General features: G+C 71.1%; 18 protein-coding genes and 1 rRNA gene. 3 read left to right on the top strand and 16 right to left on the bottom strand.

The genetic code is table 11. The annotated features are described in order from the left end of the window. The 12 genes from K338_RS0117210 to argC form a co-directional block, all read right to left on the bottom strand. Window positions 1-219, bottom strand: a 16S ribosomal RNA gene (locus K338_RS0117210); the annotation flags it as partial. 645 nt (window positions 220-864) lie between these two features. Next, window positions 865-2,130: a tyrosine--tRNA ligase gene (tyrS, locus tag K338_RS0117205; protein ID WP_022919402.1), complete on the bottom strand. Its 1,266-nt coding sequence runs from the start codon at window positions 2,128-2,130 to the stop codon at window positions 865-867. 69 nt (window positions 2,131-2,199) lie between these two features. Next, on the bottom strand, window positions 2,200-2,841 hold the full coding sequence (locus K338_RS0117200) for a DNA-3-methyladenine glycosylase (RefSeq protein WP_022919401.1): 642 nt from the start codon (window positions 2,839-2,841) through the stop codon (window positions 2,200-2,202). Beyond that, complete coding sequence (locus K338_RS0117195) at window positions 2,838-3,425, bottom strand: AAA family ATPase (protein ID WP_022919400.1); 588 nt, start codon at window positions 3,423-3,425, stop codon at window positions 2,838-2,840. Before K338_RS0117195 ends, K338_RS0117200 begins: the two co-directional genes overlap by 4 nt. Continuing rightward, on the bottom strand, window positions 3,422-4,849 hold the full coding sequence (argH, locus tag K338_RS0117190) for an argininosuccinate lyase (RefSeq protein WP_022919399.1): 1,428 nt from the start codon (window positions 4,847-4,849) through the stop codon (window positions 3,422-3,424). Before argH ends, K338_RS0117195 begins: the two co-directional genes overlap by 4 nt. Further along, the gene (gene argG / locus K338_RS0117185; protein ID WP_022919398.1) at window positions 4,849-6,279 is read right to left on the bottom strand and encodes an argininosuccinate synthase; all 1,431 of its coding nucleotides are present in this window, start codon (window positions 6,277-6,279) and stop codon (window positions 4,849-4,851) included. Before argG ends, argH begins: the two co-directional genes overlap by 1 nt. Next, a complete protein-coding gene (locus K338_RS23610) occupies window positions 6,276-6,818 on the bottom strand; it encodes an arginine repressor (protein WP_022919397.1) in 543 nt (180 codons plus the stop codon). Before K338_RS23610 ends, argG begins: the two co-directional genes overlap by 4 nt. Next, a complete protein-coding gene (gene argF, locus K338_RS0117175; protein ID WP_022919396.1) occupies window positions 6,815-7,777 on the bottom strand; it encodes an ornithine carbamoyltransferase in 963 nt (320 codons plus the stop codon). The genes K338_RS23610 and argF overlap by 4 nt, the downstream gene beginning before the upstream one ends. Then, entirely contained in the window at window positions 7,774-9,027 is a 1,254-nt protein-coding gene (locus tag K338_RS23605) for an acetylornithine transaminase (protein WP_022919395.1), read from the bottom strand. The genes argF and K338_RS23605 overlap by 4 nt, the downstream gene beginning before the upstream one ends. Beyond that, window positions 9,024-9,992: an acetylglutamate kinase gene (argB, locus tag K338_RS23600; protein ID WP_022919394.1), complete on the bottom strand. Its 969-nt coding sequence runs from the start codon at window positions 9,990-9,992 to the stop codon at window positions 9,024-9,026. Before argB ends, K338_RS23605 begins: the two co-directional genes overlap by 4 nt. Then, window positions 9,989-11,173 (bottom strand): bifunctional glutamate N-acetyltransferase/amino-acid acetyltransferase ArgJ, encoded by a 1,185-nt coding sequence (gene argJ / locus K338_RS0117160; RefSeq protein WP_022919393.1) that lies wholly within the window; start codon window positions 11,171-11,173, stop codon window positions 9,989-9,991. Before argJ ends, argB begins: the two co-directional genes overlap by 4 nt. After that, on the bottom strand, window positions 11,170-12,234 hold the full coding sequence (gene argC, locus K338_RS0117155; RefSeq protein ID WP_211218255.1) for an N-acetyl-gamma-glutamyl-phosphate reductase: 1,065 nt from the start codon (window positions 12,232-12,234) through the stop codon (window positions 11,170-11,172). The genes argJ and argC overlap by 4 nt, the downstream gene beginning before the upstream one ends. Window positions 12,235-12,357: 123 nt before the next feature. On the opposite strand from argC, the gene def reads away from it, so the two are divergent. From def to K338_RS0117140, 3 genes are read left to right on the top strand one after another with little or no spacing between them, the layout of a single operon-like run. Further along, on the top strand, window positions 12,358-13,014 hold the full coding sequence (def, locus tag K338_RS23595; RefSeq protein WP_245542996.1) for a peptide deformylase: 657 nt from the start codon (window positions 12,358-12,360) through the stop codon (window positions 13,012-13,014). Between the two features lie 3 nt (window positions 13,015-13,017). After that, complete coding sequence (locus K338_RS24770) at window positions 13,018-13,620, top strand: pentapeptide repeat-containing protein (protein WP_022919390.1); 603 nt, start codon at window positions 13,018-13,020, stop codon at window positions 13,618-13,620. Beyond that, window positions 13,617-14,315, top strand: a complete 699-nt coding sequence (locus K338_RS0117140) for a YggS family pyridoxal phosphate-dependent enzyme (RefSeq protein WP_022919389.1) — start codon at window positions 13,617-13,619, stop codon at window positions 14,313-14,315. The genes K338_RS24770 and K338_RS0117140 overlap by 4 nt, the downstream gene beginning before the upstream one ends. A gap of 9 nt (window positions 14,316-14,324) precedes the next feature. On the opposite strand, the gene K338_RS0117135 is transcribed toward K338_RS0117140, so the two are convergent. Genes K338_RS0117135 through K338_RS23580 form a run of 4 tightly spaced genes read right to left on the bottom strand, consistent with a single transcriptional unit; the run spans window position 14,325 to window position 18,650 of the window. Then, entirely contained in the window at window positions 14,325-15,128 is an 804-nt protein-coding gene (locus tag K338_RS0117135; RefSeq protein WP_022919388.1) for a DUF1684 domain-containing protein, read from the bottom strand. Then, complete coding sequence (locus K338_RS0117130; protein WP_022919387.1) at window positions 15,125-16,747, bottom strand: dipeptide ABC transporter ATP-binding protein; 1,623 nt, start codon at window positions 16,745-16,747, stop codon at window positions 15,125-15,127. Before K338_RS0117130 ends, K338_RS0117135 begins: the two co-directional genes overlap by 4 nt. After that, on the bottom strand, window positions 16,744-17,658 hold the full coding sequence (locus K338_RS23585; protein WP_022919386.1) for an ABC transporter permease: 915 nt from the start codon (window positions 17,656-17,658) through the stop codon (window positions 16,744-16,746). The genes K338_RS0117130 and K338_RS23585 overlap by 4 nt, the downstream gene beginning before the upstream one ends. Next, window positions 17,658-18,650: an ABC transporter permease gene (locus tag K338_RS23580; RefSeq protein WP_022919385.1), complete on the bottom strand. Its 993-nt coding sequence runs from the start codon at window positions 18,648-18,650 to the stop codon at window positions 17,658-17,660. The genes K338_RS23585 and K338_RS23580 overlap by 1 nt, the downstream gene beginning before the upstream one ends. Window positions 18,651-18,656 lie beyond the last annotated feature (6 nt).

Below are 18,656 nucleotides of genomic sequence, written 5' to 3'. Positions count from 1 at the left end.
CGAAAAAACTTTCCAAACCCCACCATGCGGCAAGGCCTGAATATCCAGTATTAGACACCGTTTCCAGCGCTTATCCCGAAGAGGAGGGCAGGTTACTCACGTGTTACTCACCCGTTCGCCACTAATCCCCAACAGCAAGCTGTCGGTTCATCGTTCGACTTGCATGTGTTAAGCACGCCGCCAGCGTTCGTCCTGAGCCAGGATCAAACTCTCCATACAAAACCTATCAACACCACAACCCACAAACAGGCCACAGCATCAACAAATCATACGAAAAAATCCTGACCAAACAACCACCCCCACAAAGCACAAAACCCCATGAGAGCAGCCATCCAACCAAAAAAAACTGGCATCAATCACTACAAACACACTGTTGAGTTCTCAAACAACGAACGCACACCGTCAGACCAGATCTCACGACCTAGGCCCAGCCGGGGCAACCGTTCTACCCTACCCCACCGCTCTGCCCTCGGTCAACGCAGTTCCGACCTTCCGGCCGACCTCGTCGATCGCAGCTGTTCGCGGTGATCGTGGGTGGGATCTGCGCACCATCTTACCTGGTCGCAGACCCTGTGTCCTGCGGGGATCTGGCCACCGGATCGGTGTCCGTTCCTCCCTCGCGGGGCAACGGATATGAACATTACGGGTCGCCGCACGCAGCGTCAAGTTGGTCCCGCGCACTGTGGTCCGTACGCGATGGAGCCTGGTGAACGCCTCTGACCTGCGGTTATGCCCGTTCTGCGGGGTGCCGTGGGTCCAGCTGGGGCGAAGCGGCCCGCGCTGATGTGGTGTGACTCACTGGCCGCCGCCAGGTCCGCCGACTCGAGGCAGCTGGTCCGCTGGCGCGGGAGCGCGGGGCGCCGGTCAGCTGTCGACGGTGACCACGGCCAGAGTCTTGCGGCCCCGGCGGACCAGGGCGACCCCACCGGGGAGCAGGTCCTCGGCAGCGATCACGGCGTCACCATCAGTCACCTTGACGTTGTTCACCGAGGCACCACCGGAGTCGATGACTCGGCGGGCAGCCTTGCGTCCCTTCTCCAGCCCTGTGGCCACCAGTGCGTCGATCACAGTGGACTCGCCGGGGACGATCGTGCCGCGCGGCAGCTCGGCGACCGCGTCGCTGAGCGTGTCGGCGTCCAGGTCGTGCAGGTCGCCGCTGCCGAACAGCGCGGCCGAGGCGGCCTCGACCCGCTCGGTAGCGTCGGCACCGTGCACCAGGGTGGTCACCTCGCGGGCGAGGGTGCGTTGCGCGGCCCGCGCCTGAGGTGCGGTCTGCACCTGCTCGGCCAGGTCGTCGATCGTCGAGCGGTCCAGGAACGTGAACGTCTTCAGCCAGCTGACCACGTCCGCGTCCGCGGCGTTCAACCAGAACTGGTAGAAGGCGTACGGGCTCATCATGTCCGGCGCGAGCCACACAGCGCCGCCCTCGGTCTTGCCGAACTTCGTGCCGTCGGCCTTGGTGATCAGCGGGGTGGTGAGCACGTGCACGCTCTCCCCCTCAACCCGGTGGATCAGGTCGACACCGGAGAGCAGGTTGCCCCACTGGTCGTTGCCTCCGGTCTGCAGGGTGCAGCCGTGCCGGCGGAACAGCTCCAGGTAGTCCATACCCTGCAGGATCTGGTAGCTGAACTCGGTGAAGCTGATGCCTTCGTCGCTGGCCAGCCTCCGGGCCACAGTGTCCTTGGCGAGCATCGTGCCCAGCCGGTAGTGCTTGCCGATCTCCCGGAGGAAGTCGATGGCGGACAGTCCTTCGGTCCAGTCCAGGTTGTTCACCAGCAGAGCAGGGTTGTCACCGTCGAAGTCGAGGAAGCGGGAGACCTGGGCCTTGAGCCGCTCGGTCCACTCGGCCACCACCTCCTTGGTGTTCATGGTCCGTTCCCCGGACATCCGCGGGTCACCGATCAGCCCGGTGGCGCCACCGACGAGAGCGATCGCCTTGTGCCCGGCCTGCTGTAGGTGGCGCAGCAGCACCAGCTGTACCAGGTGGCCGTGGTGCAGGCTCGGTGCGGTGGGGTCGAAGCCGCAGTAATAGGTGACCGGTCCGCTCGAGAGTGCCTCCTGAAGGGCCGCCAGGTCGGTGGACTGAGCGATCAGTCCACGCCAGCGGAGCTCGTCGAGAATCTCGTTCACATCTACCTTCCTCGTCTGCCGCGCGTCCGGACGCCGGGGCGCGTGGTGGTCCGCGACGCCGGGACAACCCTACCGGCGTCGCCCGCGCACCTGACCGGGCCGGTAGGCGGTCACGTGCTCGCTCCCGGTGATCCAGTACCGCCAAGAGAACTGCTCCTCGCCGCCGGGGCCGTTGACCCCCACCCGCGGACCGGAGCTGATCTCCTCGGCTGCGACCTGTCCCGTGTCCGCCAGCAGCAGCCTGCGGCCCGGTGCCGGACCAGCCAGCCCCACCGCAACGCCGTCATCGGCACGGGTCAGGCCGAGCGCCACAGTGAGCCGCCCCGGTCCTCGGGCAAGATCCCTCTCCGTGCGGCACACGCCGGCCTCCTGCCGCCGGCGCCACGCGGTGGGGGCGCCAGCGACGACCTCTCCGGCTCGCAGCAGCACCGCCGAGGCCTCGCCGTCCGGGGAGCAGACCAGGTTCATGCAGTGGTGCAGACCCAGGTGCCGGTAGACGTACAGGTGCCCGGGCGGTCCGAACATGGTCGCGGTCCGCTCGCTGCGGCCCCGGTAGGCGTGCGAGCCGGGGTCAGCGGTGCCCATGTACGCCTCCACCTCGGTCAGCCGCACGCTCACTGCGTCTTCCCCCTGGCCGCAGGTGAGCACAGCACCCAGCAGCAGCGGCGCGATCTCGGTCGCAGGGCGGGACAGGTCGAGCACGGCGGTCATGGCACGATCCTCCCCCAGGCGTCCACGTGCAGGTGCGCGAGCTCGCGGGTCCGGGCCCGGGCGAACACGTCGCGTTCCTGGCGCATCCAGTCCCGCCAGTGCCCCTCGGCCGCCGAACCGTCCCGCGCCAGGCCGCGAGCCAGGCGCATCGCATCGTCGGCCTCCACCCAGACGATCACGGAGAAGAAGCCTCGGGTACCGGCCCGCACGCAGCCCACACCCTCCACCACGAGCGTGCCACCAGGGGTCACCTCGTGGCTCTCGGCCAGTGCCTCGGCGTGCCAGTCGTAACGCCGGTACACCCCGCTGCGGCCCAACCACAGCGGAGCGAGGATCTCCTCGCGGAGCCGGTCGGCGGAGGACTCCAGCCCCGACCAGCCCAGGTACAGGTCGTCCATGTGCACCAGCTGGGCGTCGAGCGTCTGCGCCAGCGCACCGGCCAACGTGGTCTTGCCGGAACCGGCCGGACCGTCGATGGCGATCACTGCGGTGGTCCCGCACTGCGGGGCATGTGCGCGCGCCAGCGTCGCGATCGCGGCCAAGGTCTGCGGTGGGACACGCACCGGGTCGGGCCGGCCGGTCACTGCCTCGATACCAGGTCCTCGCGCGCTGCAACGATCCGGTCCCGGGCTGCCGCCAGCTGTTCGGCCACCCGCGCCGGGGCCGTGCCCCCCACACCGTCCCGCGAGGCCAACGAACCGCCCAGGGTGAGCACCTCACGCACCTGCGGGGTGAGTGCGGGATCGATGTCGGCGAGCTGGTCGTCGGTGAGGTCCCACAGCTCGATACCGTTCTCTTCGCACACACGCACGCACCCGCCCGCGATCTCGTGCGCATGGCGGAACGGCACTCCCTGGCGGACCAGCCACTCGGCGACGTCCGTCGCCAACGCGAAGCCCTGCGGTGCAAGCTCAGCCATCCGGTCGGTGTGGAAGCTGAGGGTGGCGACCATCCCCGCCACGGCAGGCAGCAGCAGGTCGAGGGTGTCGACGGCGTCGAAGACTGGTTCCTTGTCCTCCTGCAGGTCCCTGTTGTAGGCCAACGGCAGACCCTTGAGCGTGGCAAGCAGCCCGGTGAGGTCGCCGATCAGCCGGCCTGTCTTGCCGCGGGCCAGCTCAGCCACGTCCGGGTTCTTCTTCTGCGGCATGATGGACGAACCGGTGGAGAAGGCGTCGTCGAGGGTGACGAAGCCGAACTCCTTGGTCGCCCAGAGGATGACCTCCTCGCTGAGCCGGGACAGGTCCACACCGATCATCGCCGCGACGAACGCGAACTCGGCGACCACGTCGCGAGATGCGGTGCCGTCGATGGAGTTCTCCACCGGGCCGTCGAAGCCGAGCTCGGTGGCCACTGCTGCCGGGTCCAGGCCCAGGGACGAGCCGGCCAGGGCACCGGAGCCGTACGGCGAGCGGGCTGCCCGGGCGTCGAAGTCCCGCAGCCGGTCGACGTCCCGCAGCAGCGGCCACACGTGCGCGAGCAGATGGTGGGCGAGCAGCACCGGCTGGGCGTGCTGCAGATGGGTGCGCCCGGGCATCGGCGCCCCCGGGTGGGCGGCGGCCTGGTCGCAGAGCGCCTCGGCCACGTCCAGCACCCCGGCAGCGATCTGCCGGGCGCACCGGCGCAGGTACATCCGCACCAGGGTGGCGATCTGGTCGTTGCGGGACCTGCCGGCACGGAGCTTGCCGCCGAGCTCGGGCCCGGCTCGCTCGATCAGGCCGCGCTCCAGTGCCGAATGCACGTCCTCATCATCCGGGGCAGCCACGAACGCACCCGAGGTCACGTCCGCCTCGAGGGTGTCCAGCGCGTCGATCATGCCGGTCAGCTCGGTGTCGGTGAGCAGCCCGGCGGTGTGCAGCACGCGGGCGTGCGCGCGGGAGCCGGCCAGGTCCTCACCGGCCAGGCGCCAGTCGAAGTGGGTGGACTTGCTCAGCGCTGCCAGCGCATCGGCCGGCCTGCCGGAGAACCGCCCGCCCCACAGTGCCCCGCTGGGGGTGGTGTGCTCAGCCATCAGTCGGTGCCTTCCTCCATGGCGGCGGCGTCCAGGGCGGTCTCGGCGTCGTCGGCCACTGCAGGGTTGGCCGAGATGGTCTCCGCACCGCCGGCGGGCAGCTCGCCGAACAGTGTGCCGTGCTCCACCAGCACCTGGCCCTGGTCCACCGGCTGCTGGGCGTACATCTCCAGCTTGTCCCGGGAGTCAGCGATGTCCAGGTTGCGCATGGTCAGCTGGCCGATCCGGTCCATCGGCCCGAAGGCGGCGTTCTCGGTGCGTTCCATGGACAGCTTGTCCGGGTGGTAGGAGAACGCCGGCCCCTCGGTGCGCAGGATGGTGTAGTCCTCGCCGCGGCGCAGCCGCAGGGTCACCTCACCGGTGACCACCGAGGCGATCCACCGCTGGATCGACTCGCGGATCATCAGCGCCTGCGGGTCCAGCCACCGGCCCTCGTAGAGCAGCCGGCCCAGCCGCCGGCCCTCGGCATGGTAGTTGGCGATGGTGTCCTCGTTGTGGATCGCGGCGACCAGCCGCTCGTAGGCGATGAACAGCAGCGCGATACCGGGGGCCTCGTAGATGCCGCGGGACTTGGCCTCGATGATCCGGTTCTCGATCTGGTCGGACATGCCCAGCCCGTGCCGGCCGCCGATGGTGTTCGCCTCGTGCACCAGGGCGACCGGGTCGGTGAAGTGCTGCCCGTTGATCGCCACCGGACGGCCCTGTTCGAACCGGACCGTCACGTCCTCGGTCTCGATCGCCACCTGCGGATCCCAGAACTTCACTCCCATGATCGGGTCGACCACCTCGAGGGAGACGTCCAGGTGCTCCAGGGTCTTCGCCTCGTGGGTGGCACCCCAGATGTTCGCATCGGTGGAGTAGGCCTTCTCCGCGGAGTCCCGGTAGGGCAGGTTGTGCTCGGTGAGCCACTCGCTCATCTCCGCCCGTCCGCCGAGCTCGGCGACGAACGCCGGGTCCAACCAGGGCTTGTAGATCCGCAGCGAGGGGTTGGCGAGCAGCCCGTAGCGGTAGAACCGCTCGATGTCGTTGCCCTTGAAGGTGGATCCGTCGCCCCAGATCTCTACGTCGTCGGCCTGCATGGCGCGCACCAGCAGTGTGCCGGTCACGGCACGGCCCAGCGGGGTGGTGTTGAAGTAGTAGCGTCCGCCGCTGCGCAGGTGGAAGGCGCCGCAGGCGATGGCGGCCAGGCCCTCCTCGACCAGCGCCGACCGGCAGTCCACGGCGCGGGAGAGCTCGGCCCCGTACTGCAGTGCCCGGCCGGGCACCTTGTCGATCTCTGGCTCGTCGTACTGACCCAGGTCGGCGGTGTAGGTGCACGGGACGGCACCGTGGTGGCGCATCCACGCCACGGCGACCGAGGTGTCCAGGCCGCCGGAGAAGGCGATGCCCACCCGCTCGCCGACCGGCAGTTCTGTCAGTACCTTGCTCACTGGTTCTCCTCGGGGGTGGTGGTGTCTCGTTCGGGGTCACGGCCGGAGGCCAGGTCCAGGAAGAGCTGGACCACGGTGGGGCCGCCGTCGGGTTCTGCAGCGATCACCAGCACGGTGTCGTCCCCGGCGATCGTGCCGATCACCGGCGGGAGCACGGAGTGGTCGATCGCCGATGCCAAGAATTGTGCCGCCCCGGGTGGGGTGCGCAGCACCACCAGGTTGCCGGAGGCGTCGGCGGAGACGAGCAGCTCGGTGCACAGCCGGGCGAGCCGCGCGGCGAGCTGTTCGGTCTCGGCCGGGGTGTCGTAGCCGTAGGGGCCCTCCGGGGGGAGCGCGTACTGCTGGTTGCCGTCGGCGGTGCGGACCTTGTGCGCGCGCAGCTCGTCCAGGTCCCGGGACAGGGTCGCCTGGGTGACGCTCGCCCCCCGGGCGGCCAGCTGCTCGGCCAGCTCGGCCTGGGATCGCACTGGCCGGGCGGCGACCACCTGACGGATGAGCGCGTGCCGGGCGGCCTTGGTGGCGGGGATGCTCGCTGTCATCGGTGCCCGAGCAGGTAGGCGAGGATCGCTTTCTGCACGTGCAGCCGGTTCTCCGCCTCGTCCCAGACCCGCGAGGCGGGTCCTTCGATCACCGCGTCGGTGATCTCCTTGCCGCGGTAGGCGGGCAGGCAGTGCAGCACGATCGCTGACGGCGAGGCGTGGCTGAGCAGCGCGTCGTTCAGCTGGTAGGGACGGAACGGGCGTTCCCGTTCCTCCTTCTGCCCCTCCTGGCCCATGGACACCCAGGTGTCCGTGGCCAGCACCTCTACACCGTCGACGGCGGAGGCCGGGTCGGTGTGCACGCTCACCTGTGCGCCGGTGCTGGTGGCGATCGCCGCGGCTCGGGCGAGCACCTCTGGGTCGGGGTGGTACCCCTCGGGGGCGCCGATACGCACGTCCATCCCGGCCAGCGCCCCGCCGAGCAGGTAGGAGTGGGCCATGTTGTTCGCGCCGTCGCCGACGTAGGCGAACCTGCGACCGGTCAGGGCGGGGCCGCTGGCAGCGAGGCCACCGGTGTGCTCAGCGATGGTGAGCAGGTCGGCGAGGATCTGGCACGGGTGGTAGTCGTCGGTGAGCGCGTTGACCACCGGGACACCGGCATGGGTAGCCATCTCCGTCAGGGCGGACTGGGCATAGGTCCGCCAGACGATCGCCGAGGTCATCCGGCCGAGCACGCGGGCGGTGTCCGGCACCGACTCGCGCACCCCGATCTGCGCGAGCGTGCCGTCCACCAGCATCGGGTAGCCACCGAGGTGCGCCACCCCGGCGGTGAACGAAGCCTGGGTGCGCAGCGTGGGCTTGTCGAAGATGATCGCCACCGCCTGCGGGCCCGCCAGCGGGGTGGCGGAGAAGGGGTCCGCCTTGAGCGCGGCGGCCAGCTCGAGCACCTCGCGCTGCTGGGCGCTGGTCAGGTCGTCATCAGCGAGAAAGTGCTGAGGTGCGGAGCTGGTGGCGCTCACTGCCGGGCCTCGTTCAGGATCTGCGGCAGAGCAGCCACGAAGCTGTCCGCCTGCTCGGTGGTCAGGACGTAGGGCGGCGCGAGCCGGAGAGCATCTGGGGCGACCGGGTTGACGATGAATCCGGCGCGCAGCGCCGCCTGGGCAGCCGCGGCGGCGACCGGCTCGGCGAGCTCGACGGCGATCAGCAGACCCGCACCGCGCACACCGGCCACCAGCGGGTGGTCCGAGCCGGCGACGGCGGTGCGCAGGTGCTCGCCGGTGCTGGTCACCTGGGTGAGCAGGTCGTCGCGCTCGATCACGTGGATGGTGGCCAGCGCGGCGGCTGCGGCGACCGGGTTGCCACCGAAGGTGGTGCCGTGCTGGCCGGGCTGGAACAGCGTGGCGGCGGCCTCGGTCAGCGTGATCAGCGCACCGACCGGGAACCCGCCACCCAGGCCCTTGGCCACGGCGACCGCGTCCGGGACGATACCGCCGCCGACCTGCGGATGGTGGTGGGCCATCCAGGTGCCGGTGCGGCCCATCCCGGTCTGCACCTCGTCCAGGATGAGCAGCGCGCCGTGGGCGGTGGTCAGCTCCCGGGCGGCGGCCAGGTAGCCGGCCGGAAGCGGGCGTACCCCGGCCTCTCCCTGGATCGGCTCGAGCACCAGGGCGGCCACCTGGCCGGGGGCGGCGAAGGCCTCCTCCAAGGCGCGCAGGTCGCCGAACGGCAGATGCTCCACCCCGCCGGGCAGCGGTTCGAAGGGCTCCCGGTAGGCGGGCTTGTGGGTGAGCGCCAGGGCGCCCATGGACCGGCCGTGGAAGGCGCCTTCGAGGGCGAGGATGCGGGGCCGGTCGGCGCCGCCGTGCCGGCGGGCGAGCTTGACCGCCGCTTCCATGGCCTCGGTGCCGGAGTTGGTGAGGAACACCCGGGCCGCCTCCGGGCGGGGACCGGCGCAGGTGAGCTCGGTGAGCCGCTCAGCCAGGGTGATCTGCACCGGCGAAGCAAAGAAGTTGGACACGTGCCCGAGCGTGCCGAGCTGGGCGGAGATGGCACCGGTGAGGGTGGGGTGGGCGTGCCCGAGGCTGTTCACCGCGATCCCGGCGAGCAGGTCCAGGTAGCGGTTGCCGTCGGCGTCCCAGACGTAGCAGCCCTCACCGCGCACCAGCACCCGCTGCGGCGGCCCGAAGGTGTTCATCAGGGCACCGGTGTACCGGCGGGTCCACTCCCCCTGGTCGAGAGACTGGGTGACGCCTGCGATCAGCTCGCTCACTGATGACTCCTTCCGGTGGGTGCTACGTCAGGTACGGGACTGGGAGGGGCGGGTACGCCGTCGTCGGTGGGAAGCACCATGGTGCCCACGCCTTCCTCGGTGAAGATCTCCAGCAGCAGGGAGTGCGGCAGCCGGCCGTCGATCACGTGCGCCTGCGGCACCCCGCCGGTGACGGCGCGCAGGCAGGCCTCCATCTTCGGCACCATGCCCGAGGCCAGGGTGGGCAGGATCTCGGTCAGGTGGGCGGCGTCGATCTGCCGGATCAACGAGCCCGGATCCGGCCAGTCGGCGTACAGTCCCTCCACGTCGGTGAGCACCACGAGCTTCTGCGCGCCGAGTGCGGTCGCGAGCGCAGCGGCGGCGGTGTCGGCGTTCACGTTGAGCACATCTCCCGGGTGGTCGACGTCCGGGGCGATGGTGGAGATCACCGGGATGCGGCCGGCAGCGAGCAGGTCGTTCACAGCGCGCGGGTTGACCCCGATCACGTCACCGACCAGACCGACGTCCACCTGCTCGCCATCGATCACGGCCTGCCGCTTGCGCGCGGAGAACAGGCCACCGTCCTCGCCGGAGATGCCGACGGCCAGCGGTGCCCGTTCGTTCAGGTGGCTGACCAGGTCGCGCTGTACCTTGCCGGTGAGCACCATCCGGACCACGTCCATCACCTCGGGGGTGGTCACGCGCAGCCCGCCGCGGAACTCGGTGACCAGGCCGAGGCGGTCGAGCATCGCGGAGATCTGCGGGCCGCCGCCGTGCACCACCACCGGTTTGAGGCCGGCGTAGCGGAAGAACCGGATGTCGTCGGCGAAGGCACGCTCGAGCGCGCTGTCGACCATCGCGTTGCCGCCGAACTTGATCACCACGATGGCGCCGGCGAAGGACTCCAGCCAGGGCAGGGCCTCGATCAGCACCTCAGCCTTCTCGTCCGGGGTGAGGGCGTCGTTCTGGACGTGCGGGGTGCTCATGTGGAGTAGGCGCTGTTCTCGTGGACGTAGTCGTGGGTGAGGTCGTTGGTCCAGATCGTGGCCTCCGCGTCGCCGGCGTGCAGGTCGATGACCACGTGCACCTCGCGGCTTGCTGCCAGGTCGAGCTGCGTGGGGTCCTCGTGGGCGCCGCCACCCTTGCAGATGAGCAGCCCGTTGATGGTCACGTCCAGCTCAGCAGGGTCGAACGGGGCGACCTCCTCCGGCACGGTGCCCACCTGGGCGATGATGCGGCCCCAGTTCGGGTCGTTGCCGAACATGGCCGCCTTGACCAGGTTCGAGCGTGCCACCGCCCGACCCACGGCCACGGCGGCGGCCTCGTCGCTGGCACCGACCACGCGCACCGCGATGTCGTGGCTGGCGCCCTCGGCGTCGGCAACCAGGGCGCGGGCGAGCTGGGCGCAGGCGGAGCGGAGTGCCTGGGTAAACTCGGCCGCCTCGGCGGTGGTGCCGCTGGCACCGGAGGCCATGAGCAGGACCGTGTCCGAGGTGGACATGCAGCCGTCGGAGTCGATCCGGTCGAAGGTGGTGCTGGTGGCCTCGCGGAGAGCGGCATCGGCGGTGGCGGCGTCGATGCGGGCGTCGGTGGTGAGCACCACCAGCATGGTGGCCAGCGACGGGGCGAGCATCCCGGCGCCCTTGGCCATCCCGCCGATCGACCAGCCGCTGCCCTGCACGTGGACCTGCTTGGCGACGGTGTCGGTCGTCATGATCGCGGTCGCGGCGGCCGGGCCGCCATCGGTCGACAGGGTCGCAGCTGCGTGGTCCAGACCGGTGAGCAGGGTGTCCGCAGCGAGCGGGACACCGATCAGTCCGGTGGAGCAGACCACCACGTCGGCGGCGGAGGCCTGCAGCAGGTCGGCTGCCTTCTCGGCGGTGGCGTGCACGTGGGCGAAGCCTTGCGGCCCGGTGGCCACGTTCGCTCCGCCGGAGTTGAGCACCACCGCGTGCACGACGTTGTCGCTGACCACCTGCCGGGACCAGGTCACCGGGGCGCCGACCACGCGGTTGCTGGTGAATACGGCAGCACCGACCTGGTCCGGGCCGTCGTTGACCACCAGCGCCAGATCAGGTGAGCCGGAGGCTTTCAGTCCGGCGGTGACACCGGTGGCGCGAAAGCCCTTCGGGGCGGTGACACCCTGCTGCGGGTTGTCCGTGCTCACGGGGCAACTCCTTCGGTGGGTAGGCCCAGGCTCTCGGGCAGACCGAGGGCGAGGTTCATGGACTGCACAGCAGCACCTGCGGTGCCCTTGACCAGGTTGTCGATCGCGCAGACGGTGACCACACGACCGGCTCGCTCGTCGACGGCGACCTGTACCAGCGCGGTGTTCGCCCCGAGGGTGGCGGCGGTGGTCGGCCACTGCCCCTCGGGGAGCAGCTGCACGAACGGTTCGCCGGAGTAGGACGTCTCCCACGCCTCCCGGACCCTCGCGGGATCGGTGCCGTCGGCCAGCCGTGCCGTGGTGGTGGCAAGGATTCCTCGAGCCATCGGAACGAGGGTCGGCGTGAACGAGATGCTCACGTCGCCGGCGCCCGCGGTGCGCAGGTTCTGCTCGATCTCCGGGATGTGCCGGTGCGTGCCGCCGACGGCATAGGGGGCGGCCGAGCCGAGGCCCTCGGCAGCGAGCAGGTGCGGCTTGAGCGCCTTCCCGGCACCGGAGTAGCCGTTGGCCAGGACCGCCACCAGGTCGCTGGGTCGCACGACGCCGGCGGCCACACCCGGCTGCATGCCGAGGGTGACGGCGGTGACGTTGCAGCCGGGGACGGCGATTCGCCGGGCAGCGGCGATCTGCGCTCGCTGTGCGGTCGCGACGCTCTCCCCGGCGCGGAGCAGCTCGGGCATGCCGTACGGCCAGGCACCGGCGTGCTCGGTGCCGTAGAACTGGGTCCAGGCCGTCGGGTCGGTGAGCCGGTGGTCGGCGCCGCAGTCCAGCACCAGGGCCTCAGAGCCGGCGGCCGCCAGCTCAGCGGCGACGCGGGAGGAGGCCCCGTGCGGCAGGGCGAGCAGCACCACGTCGTGGCCGAGCAGGTGCTCCGCGGTGGTCGGCACGAAGGTGCGGTCGGCCACGGCACGCAGGTGCGGGTGGTGCTTGCCCGCGCTCTCGCCCGCATTGCTGTGCGCGGTGAGTGCGCCGATCTCGACCTGAGGATGGCCGAGCAGCAGCCGGAGCGCCTCCGCACCCGCGTAGCCGCTGGCCCCCGCGATCGCGACAGATACAGTCATGTGCATAACTATACATCACGGTGGGGCGGGCTCGCGCGGCGGTGTGCACCGGGGCTGTGCGAGCGAGCTGAGGTCGCGCTGCCGTGGCCGGAGCAGACCTGCCGATGCGCGAGAATGGGCGCCATGGCTGCAACCACGATCGTCCAGGGCGCCGAGGTCACCGAGTTCCCGACCATCACCCCTCAGGCTGCACGCGGCCGGGTGCTCCGGGTCACCGAGGTCGGTGAGGATGTGCTGCACCGCCCCTGCCGTCCGGTCACCGAGTTCGGCACCGACGCGCTGCGCACCCTGGTGGACGACATGTTCGCCACCATGCTGATCGCCGAGGGGGTGGGGCTGGCGGCCAACCAGGTGGACGTGGACCTGAGGCTGTTCGTCTACGACCTCACCACCGAGGACGGCGTGCGGTACGTGGGGCACGTGTGCAACCCGGTGGTCGAGGTGCTCGGCGAGGAGACCGAGGAGGTCGAGGAGGGCTGCCTGTCCGTGCCCGGACCGGGCGCCGACCTGTTCCGCCCGTTGCACGTGCGACTGACCGGCGCGGACATCGACGGCAACGCGATCGAGCACGAGGCCCGCGGCTACCTGGCTCGCTGCTTCCAGCACGAGACCGACCACCTGGACGGCCGGCTGTACATCGACCTGATCAGCAAGCGCACCCGCAAGCGGGTGCTCAAGGACATGCTGGCGCTCCGCCCGGACGTGCTGGACCGGCGGGCCCAGCTCACCGCCGGGCACGACAAGGAGCCGGTGGCCTACCCCGACCAGCCGTTCGTCTGACCCGTGGCACCGGACGAGCTGTGCGGCGCCACCCTGACCGGTGCCTCCTTCGAGGGTGCGGTGTGGATCGGTGCGGAGGTCGACGAGCTGGACCTGGACCAGGGCGACCTGCGCCGGCTGCGGGCCACCGAGGGCACCTGGGAGCGGTGCACGTTCACCGACTGCGACCTCACCGGAGCAGACCTGGCCGGGTTGATCACCCGGGACGTGGGCCTGATCCGCACCACGCTGGACGGTGCCCGCCTGACCGGATCCTCCTGGCTGCGCTGCCGGTGGCGGGAGGTACGGCTCGAGGACGCCGTGGCGGACTCGCTCTGCGCACACTCGGCGCGGTGGACGGATGTGACCCTGGCCCGCACCTCGCTCCGGGACGCTGACTTCACCGGTGCCGAGCTGAGTCGGGTGCAGTTCACCGGTTGCGACCTGAGCGGCGCACGGTTCGCCGGGCTGCGCGCGCAGGGGGTGACCTTCATCGGGTGCCGGCTGGCGGGCATCGTCGGGGTGGACTCGCTCCGCGGGTCCGCGTTCGGCTGGGAGGACGCGGTCAGCGCGCTACCGTCGTTGGCGGACCAGCTCGGCATCACGATCAAGGGAGAGCAGCAGTGACCACGGTGAGCGACGCCGTCGCCCAGGTACGGGAACGGATCGCGAGGGCGACCCAGGAGGCCGGACGCAGCGACCGGGTGCAGCTGCTGCTGGCGGTGAAGACGGTGGACGCCGCGCGGATCCGGGCCGCACTGGCCACCGGCGAGCGCCTGATCGGGCACAACCGGGCACAGGAGCTGCGCGCGGTCGAACCGGAGCTGACCGACATCGAGCACGAGTGCCACTTCATCGGGCACCTGCAGTCGAACAAGGTGAACCAGGTGATGGCCTGGGCGCACTGCGTGCAGAGCGTGGCATCGGAGCGGCTCGCGCAGCGGCTGGACCGTGCCGCCGAGGCCCGGGGCCGGGACCTGGACGTGCTGGTGCAGGTGAACGTCTCCGGGGAGGAGAGCAAGGCCGGGGTCGCGCCGGAGGATGCCGTGGGTCTCGCCAAGCAGGTCGCCGTCCTGGCGCACCTGCGCCTGCGCGGGTTCATGACCATCGGTGCGAACACCCCCGACGAGAGGAGGGTGCGCGCCGGCTACGAGTCGCTCGCCGGCATCCGGGACGCCGTGGTCACCAGCGGGTCACCCGGCACCGAGGACGCCACGGAGCTGTCCATGGGCATGTCCGGGGACCTGGAGGTCGCGATCGGCGCGGGGGCGACGATGGTGCGGGTGGGCACCGGGGTGTTCGGGGCGCGGCCGCAGCCCTGAGGAACGCGGTCAGTCGTCGACGGTCCGGGCCGGGTCCCGTTCTCCGGCCCGGACCGGCACGGCCAGCGTGTTCCCGGGTGGCGGCAGCGGGCAGGTGCCGAAGTCGGTGAACGCGCACGGCGGGTTGACCGCCCGGTTGAAGTCGATCCTCGCCTCGGCGCCGTTGACGGTCACCGGGGCGAACCGCAGCGCGGCATAGCTCTCCTGCCCGGAGGTGCCATCTCGGAATGCCAGCAGCGGCCGCGGCCCGGTGCCAACGGTCAGGGTGTGTACCCGGCCGGCGACCTCGAAGGAGACCTGACCGGCGAGCTCGGCGACGTGCTCCACCCCGTCGGCCACCGACCCGACCGCGGTGCGGTGCGGACCGGAGCGGAACGGTTCGAACCGGCCGCGGACCACCCAGGCCGGGTCGTAGTCGAAGGTGGGGACGCCGGTGAAGGCGGTGCGGGTGCGTGCCTGCGGGTCGCGCACCCGCAGGCCCCAGACCTCGCCGCGGTGCAGGGGTTCGAGAAGCAGGTCACCGGTGCGCACGGTGCGCGGACCGTCGGCGTCCAGGACCGTGACCGGTTCCGCCACGGCCGTACCGTCGACCGTGAGGTCGTGCCCATCCCCTCCGGGCGCCACCCAGATCCTTGTCCCGTCCTGCCACCAGAGCCCGGGCAGCCCGGGCAGTGCGGTGGGGTCCGGGCCGAGCCAGTGCAGCGCGGTCAGGCTGAGCCACCCGTGCGGGCGGATCAGCTCGGCGTGCCGCTCGGCCCGCCAGGTCTGCCAGGCTTCTCGCGCATGCTCGACGGCGGTCGTCGTGGTGGTCATCGTCGCTCTCCTGTCGGGGTGCGGCCCGGGACGGCCTCGATCAGCGCCCGGGTGTACTCAGTGGTCGGGGAGGTGAGCACCTCGGCGGTGGGCCCCTGCTCCACCACCCGTCCGGCACGCATCACCAGCACCCGGGTGCTCACCTGCCGCACCACCGCCAGGTCGTGGGAGATGAACACCAGGGCCAGGTCCTGCTCCTGGTGCAACCGGGCCAGCAGCTGCAGCACCTGGGCCTGCACGGACACGTCCAGAGCGGAGACTGCCTCGTCGGCGACGACGAGCTGCGGGGAGACAGCCAGGGCGCGGGCGATCGCGGCCCGCTGCAGCTGGCCGCCGGAGAGCTCCCGGGGGCGACGGCCCGCGGCCGTGGCGGGCAGCCGGACCTGGTCCATCAGCTCGGCCACCCGGCGGGCCTGCCCGCGGCGGCCGATCCGGGTGAGCGCACCGAGCGGTTCGGCGATGCTCGCGCCGATGGTGCGGCGCGGGTCGAAGGAGGAGTAGGGGTCCTGGAACACCGGTTGTACCGCCCGCCGGGCCGCACGCCGCTCGGCCCGACCGAGACGCCGGCCCTGGTCCACGCCGAGCACCTCGGCCCGGCCTGCGGTGGGTGCCTGCAGACCGAGCAGCACCCGGGCCAAGGTGGACTTGCCCGACCCGGACTCACCGACGATCCCCACGCTCTCCCGGGGGCGCACCGCCAGCGACACACCATCCAGTGCCCTGACGTCCTCGCGGACACCACGGCCGGGGAACACCACCTGCACGTCGTGGGCCGCCACCAGCGGCACGGTCTCGACCGGTGCCGGGTTCGCCGGCGGGGGGATCAGCGCAGGTGAGTCCAGAGTGGGTGCGGCCGCGGCCAGGTGCTGGGCGGCGGGGGTGCGGGCGGAGTGCAGCAGGTCGGAGCCGGAGAGCAGCTCGACCAGGGCGCCGTCTGCGAGCACGGCGACCTCATCAGCCCGGTCGGCGGCGAGCGCGAGGTCATGGGTGATGAGCAGCATCGAGGTACCCAGCTCCGCAGTGAGCAGTGCCAGGCGGTCCAGGATCTGCTTCTGCACGGTGACGTCCAGCGCAGAGGTCGGTTCGTCGGCGATGATCAGCTCGGGCCGAGCGACGATCGCGATGGCGATCAGCACTCGCTGTCGCTGCCCGCCGGAGAGCTCGTGCGGGAAGGCACCGTAGCGGCGCTCGGCGTCCTCCAGACCGGCCTCCGCCAGTGCCTGCACCGCTTGTTCCCGTGCCTCGGCGCCCTTGGCCAGCCGGTGGCGGACCAGCACCTCGGCGACCTGCCGGCCGATCGGGTGCACCGGGTTCAGCCCGGCCAGCGGGTCCTGTGGGATGAGCGCGAGCCGTCGGCCGCGGATCTTGCGCCACGCCGGCGCCGGCAGCCCGAGCAGCTCGGTGCCGTCCAGGGTGATGCTGCCCCGCTGGCGCACCCCGCGCGGGTGCAGGCCGAGCACCGCCCGCCCGATCGAGGTCTTCCCGGAACCCGACTCCCCCACCAGCGCCAGGGTGCGGCCGCGTTCGAGGCGCAGGTCCACCCCGCGCACGGCGGGCACGGCACCTGTGCTGCCGCGGTAGGTCACGTGCAGGTCCTCCACCTGCAGCAGTGCGGTCATCGCTGCACCACCCCGATCTCCCGGGAGAGCCTGTTGATAGCGATCACTGTCGCCGCGATCACCGCACCGGGCAGTGCGGTGAGCCACCAGGCGCTGGCGATGTAGCCGCGGCCGTCGTTGACCAGGGCGCCCCACTCCGGGGTGGGTGGTACCGCCCCGAAGCCGAGAAAGCTGAGCGCTGAGACGGCCAGGATCGCCCCGCCCAGCTCGAGCGCGGCGAGCACGGCCAACGCCCCCGAGGCGTTCGGCAGCACGTGCCGGACCATGATCGCCACGTGCCCCAGGCCGGAGGTACGGGCCGCGTCCAGGTAGGGGCGGGACAGGATACGCAGCGTCTCGGCGCGCATGATCCGGGCGAACCCGGGGATCCCGGCGACACCGACGGCCACGGCCACGTTCACCACACCGAAGCCCAGCATCGAGACCACCACCATGGACAGCAGCAGCCCGGGGATCGCCACCAGCACGTCGACGGTACGCATCAGCAGCGAGTCCAGCCACCGGCCCACGTACCCGGCCAGCACACCCAGCACAGCGCCCGCAGTCACGCTGATCGTCACGGCGAGCCCAGCGGCAAGCATGGACAGTCGGGATCCGTGCACCACCCTGCTGTACACGTCCCGGCCGAGCGGGTCGGTGCCGAACCAGTGCTGGGAGCTCGGCCCGGCCATCGCCGCAGCACTGTCCAGGTCGCTGACCGGGTCGAAGGGGGCGAGCAGGCCGGGGACGGCGGCCCAGCAGAGCACCAGCAGCAGAAACACTGCCGAGACCAGCGCCCCCGGAGCACTCAGCCACCCCCGCAGCCGGGAGAACCGGCCCCGCCCGGTCGACTCCGCTGCTGCCGCCGGCGGGTCCGCAGCACCTGGTTCCAGCGCTGGCAGGCGCACCAGGTCGATATCGGTGCCGGTCATCACGCCACCTCCGTCCGGGCGGTGAGGTCCACGCCACCGGTCCGCCCGGACCGGTACGGGGCCACCACACGCGGGTCGATCAGCGGGTAGAGCAGGTCGACCGCCAAGGTCACCAGCACGAACACCCCACCGGTGAGGATGATCAGCGCCTGGATGAGCGGGAAGTCGTGCGCCCGCACCGCCTCCACGAACAGCTGGCCCACCCCTTGCCGGCCGAAGATGGTCTCCACGATCGCTGCCCCGCCGAGCACGCCACCGACCATCATCCCGACCATGGTGAACACCGGCAGGGAGGCGTTCCGCAGCGCGTGGCCGAGCACCACGCGGACCTCGGACAGCCCCTTGGCCCGCGCGGTGTCCGCGTACGGCTCGGTCAGGGCGTCCTTCAGTCCTCGGGTGAGCACCTGGGCGAGGGTGCCGGCGGTGAGCACCGCCATCGCGAGCGCTGGTAGGACCACGGCCACCACACCGTCGGACCCGAACGCCGGGAACCAACCGAGCCGGAAGGAGAAGAGCTGCAACGCCACGATCGCCACCCAGAACGAAGGCATCGCGACGCCGAGCACAGTGACCGACTGGAACAACGACCGCAGACCGGCCCCCGGCAGCAGCACCCCGAGCAGCGCGAAGACCAGGGCGGCGACCACCGAGGTGGCGATCGCGGCCACACCGAGCTCCACGGTGACCGGCAACGCCTGGGCGATCTCCGCCGTCACCGGCTGGCCGGTGGAGTAGGCGGTGCCGAGGTCACCGGTCAGCACCCGGCCGAGGAAGTCCAGGTACTGCTGCCACAACGGCAGGTCCAGCCCGAGCTCCGCGCGCAGTGCGGCGACCTGCTCCGGGGACGCGGCCGCCGCCGCGTCCCCGGCCCCGCCGAGCATGATCCGCACCGGGTCGCCCGGGGTGAGCTGCAGCACCGCGAAGGACACGGTGACCGCACCCCACAGGACGATCAACGCCTGCACCAGGCGCCTCAGGACGTAGCGCAGCATGGTCTC

It is taken from the genome of Ruania albidiflava DSM 18029, assembly GCF_000421225.1.
In the GTDB taxonomy this organism is placed as follows: Bacteria; Actinomycetota; Actinomycetes; order Actinomycetales; family Beutenbergiaceae; genus Ruania; species Ruania albidiflava.
The sequence above is the reverse complement of the archived record's forward strand: the minus strand, read 5'-3'. Positions and strand labels throughout refer to the sequence as shown.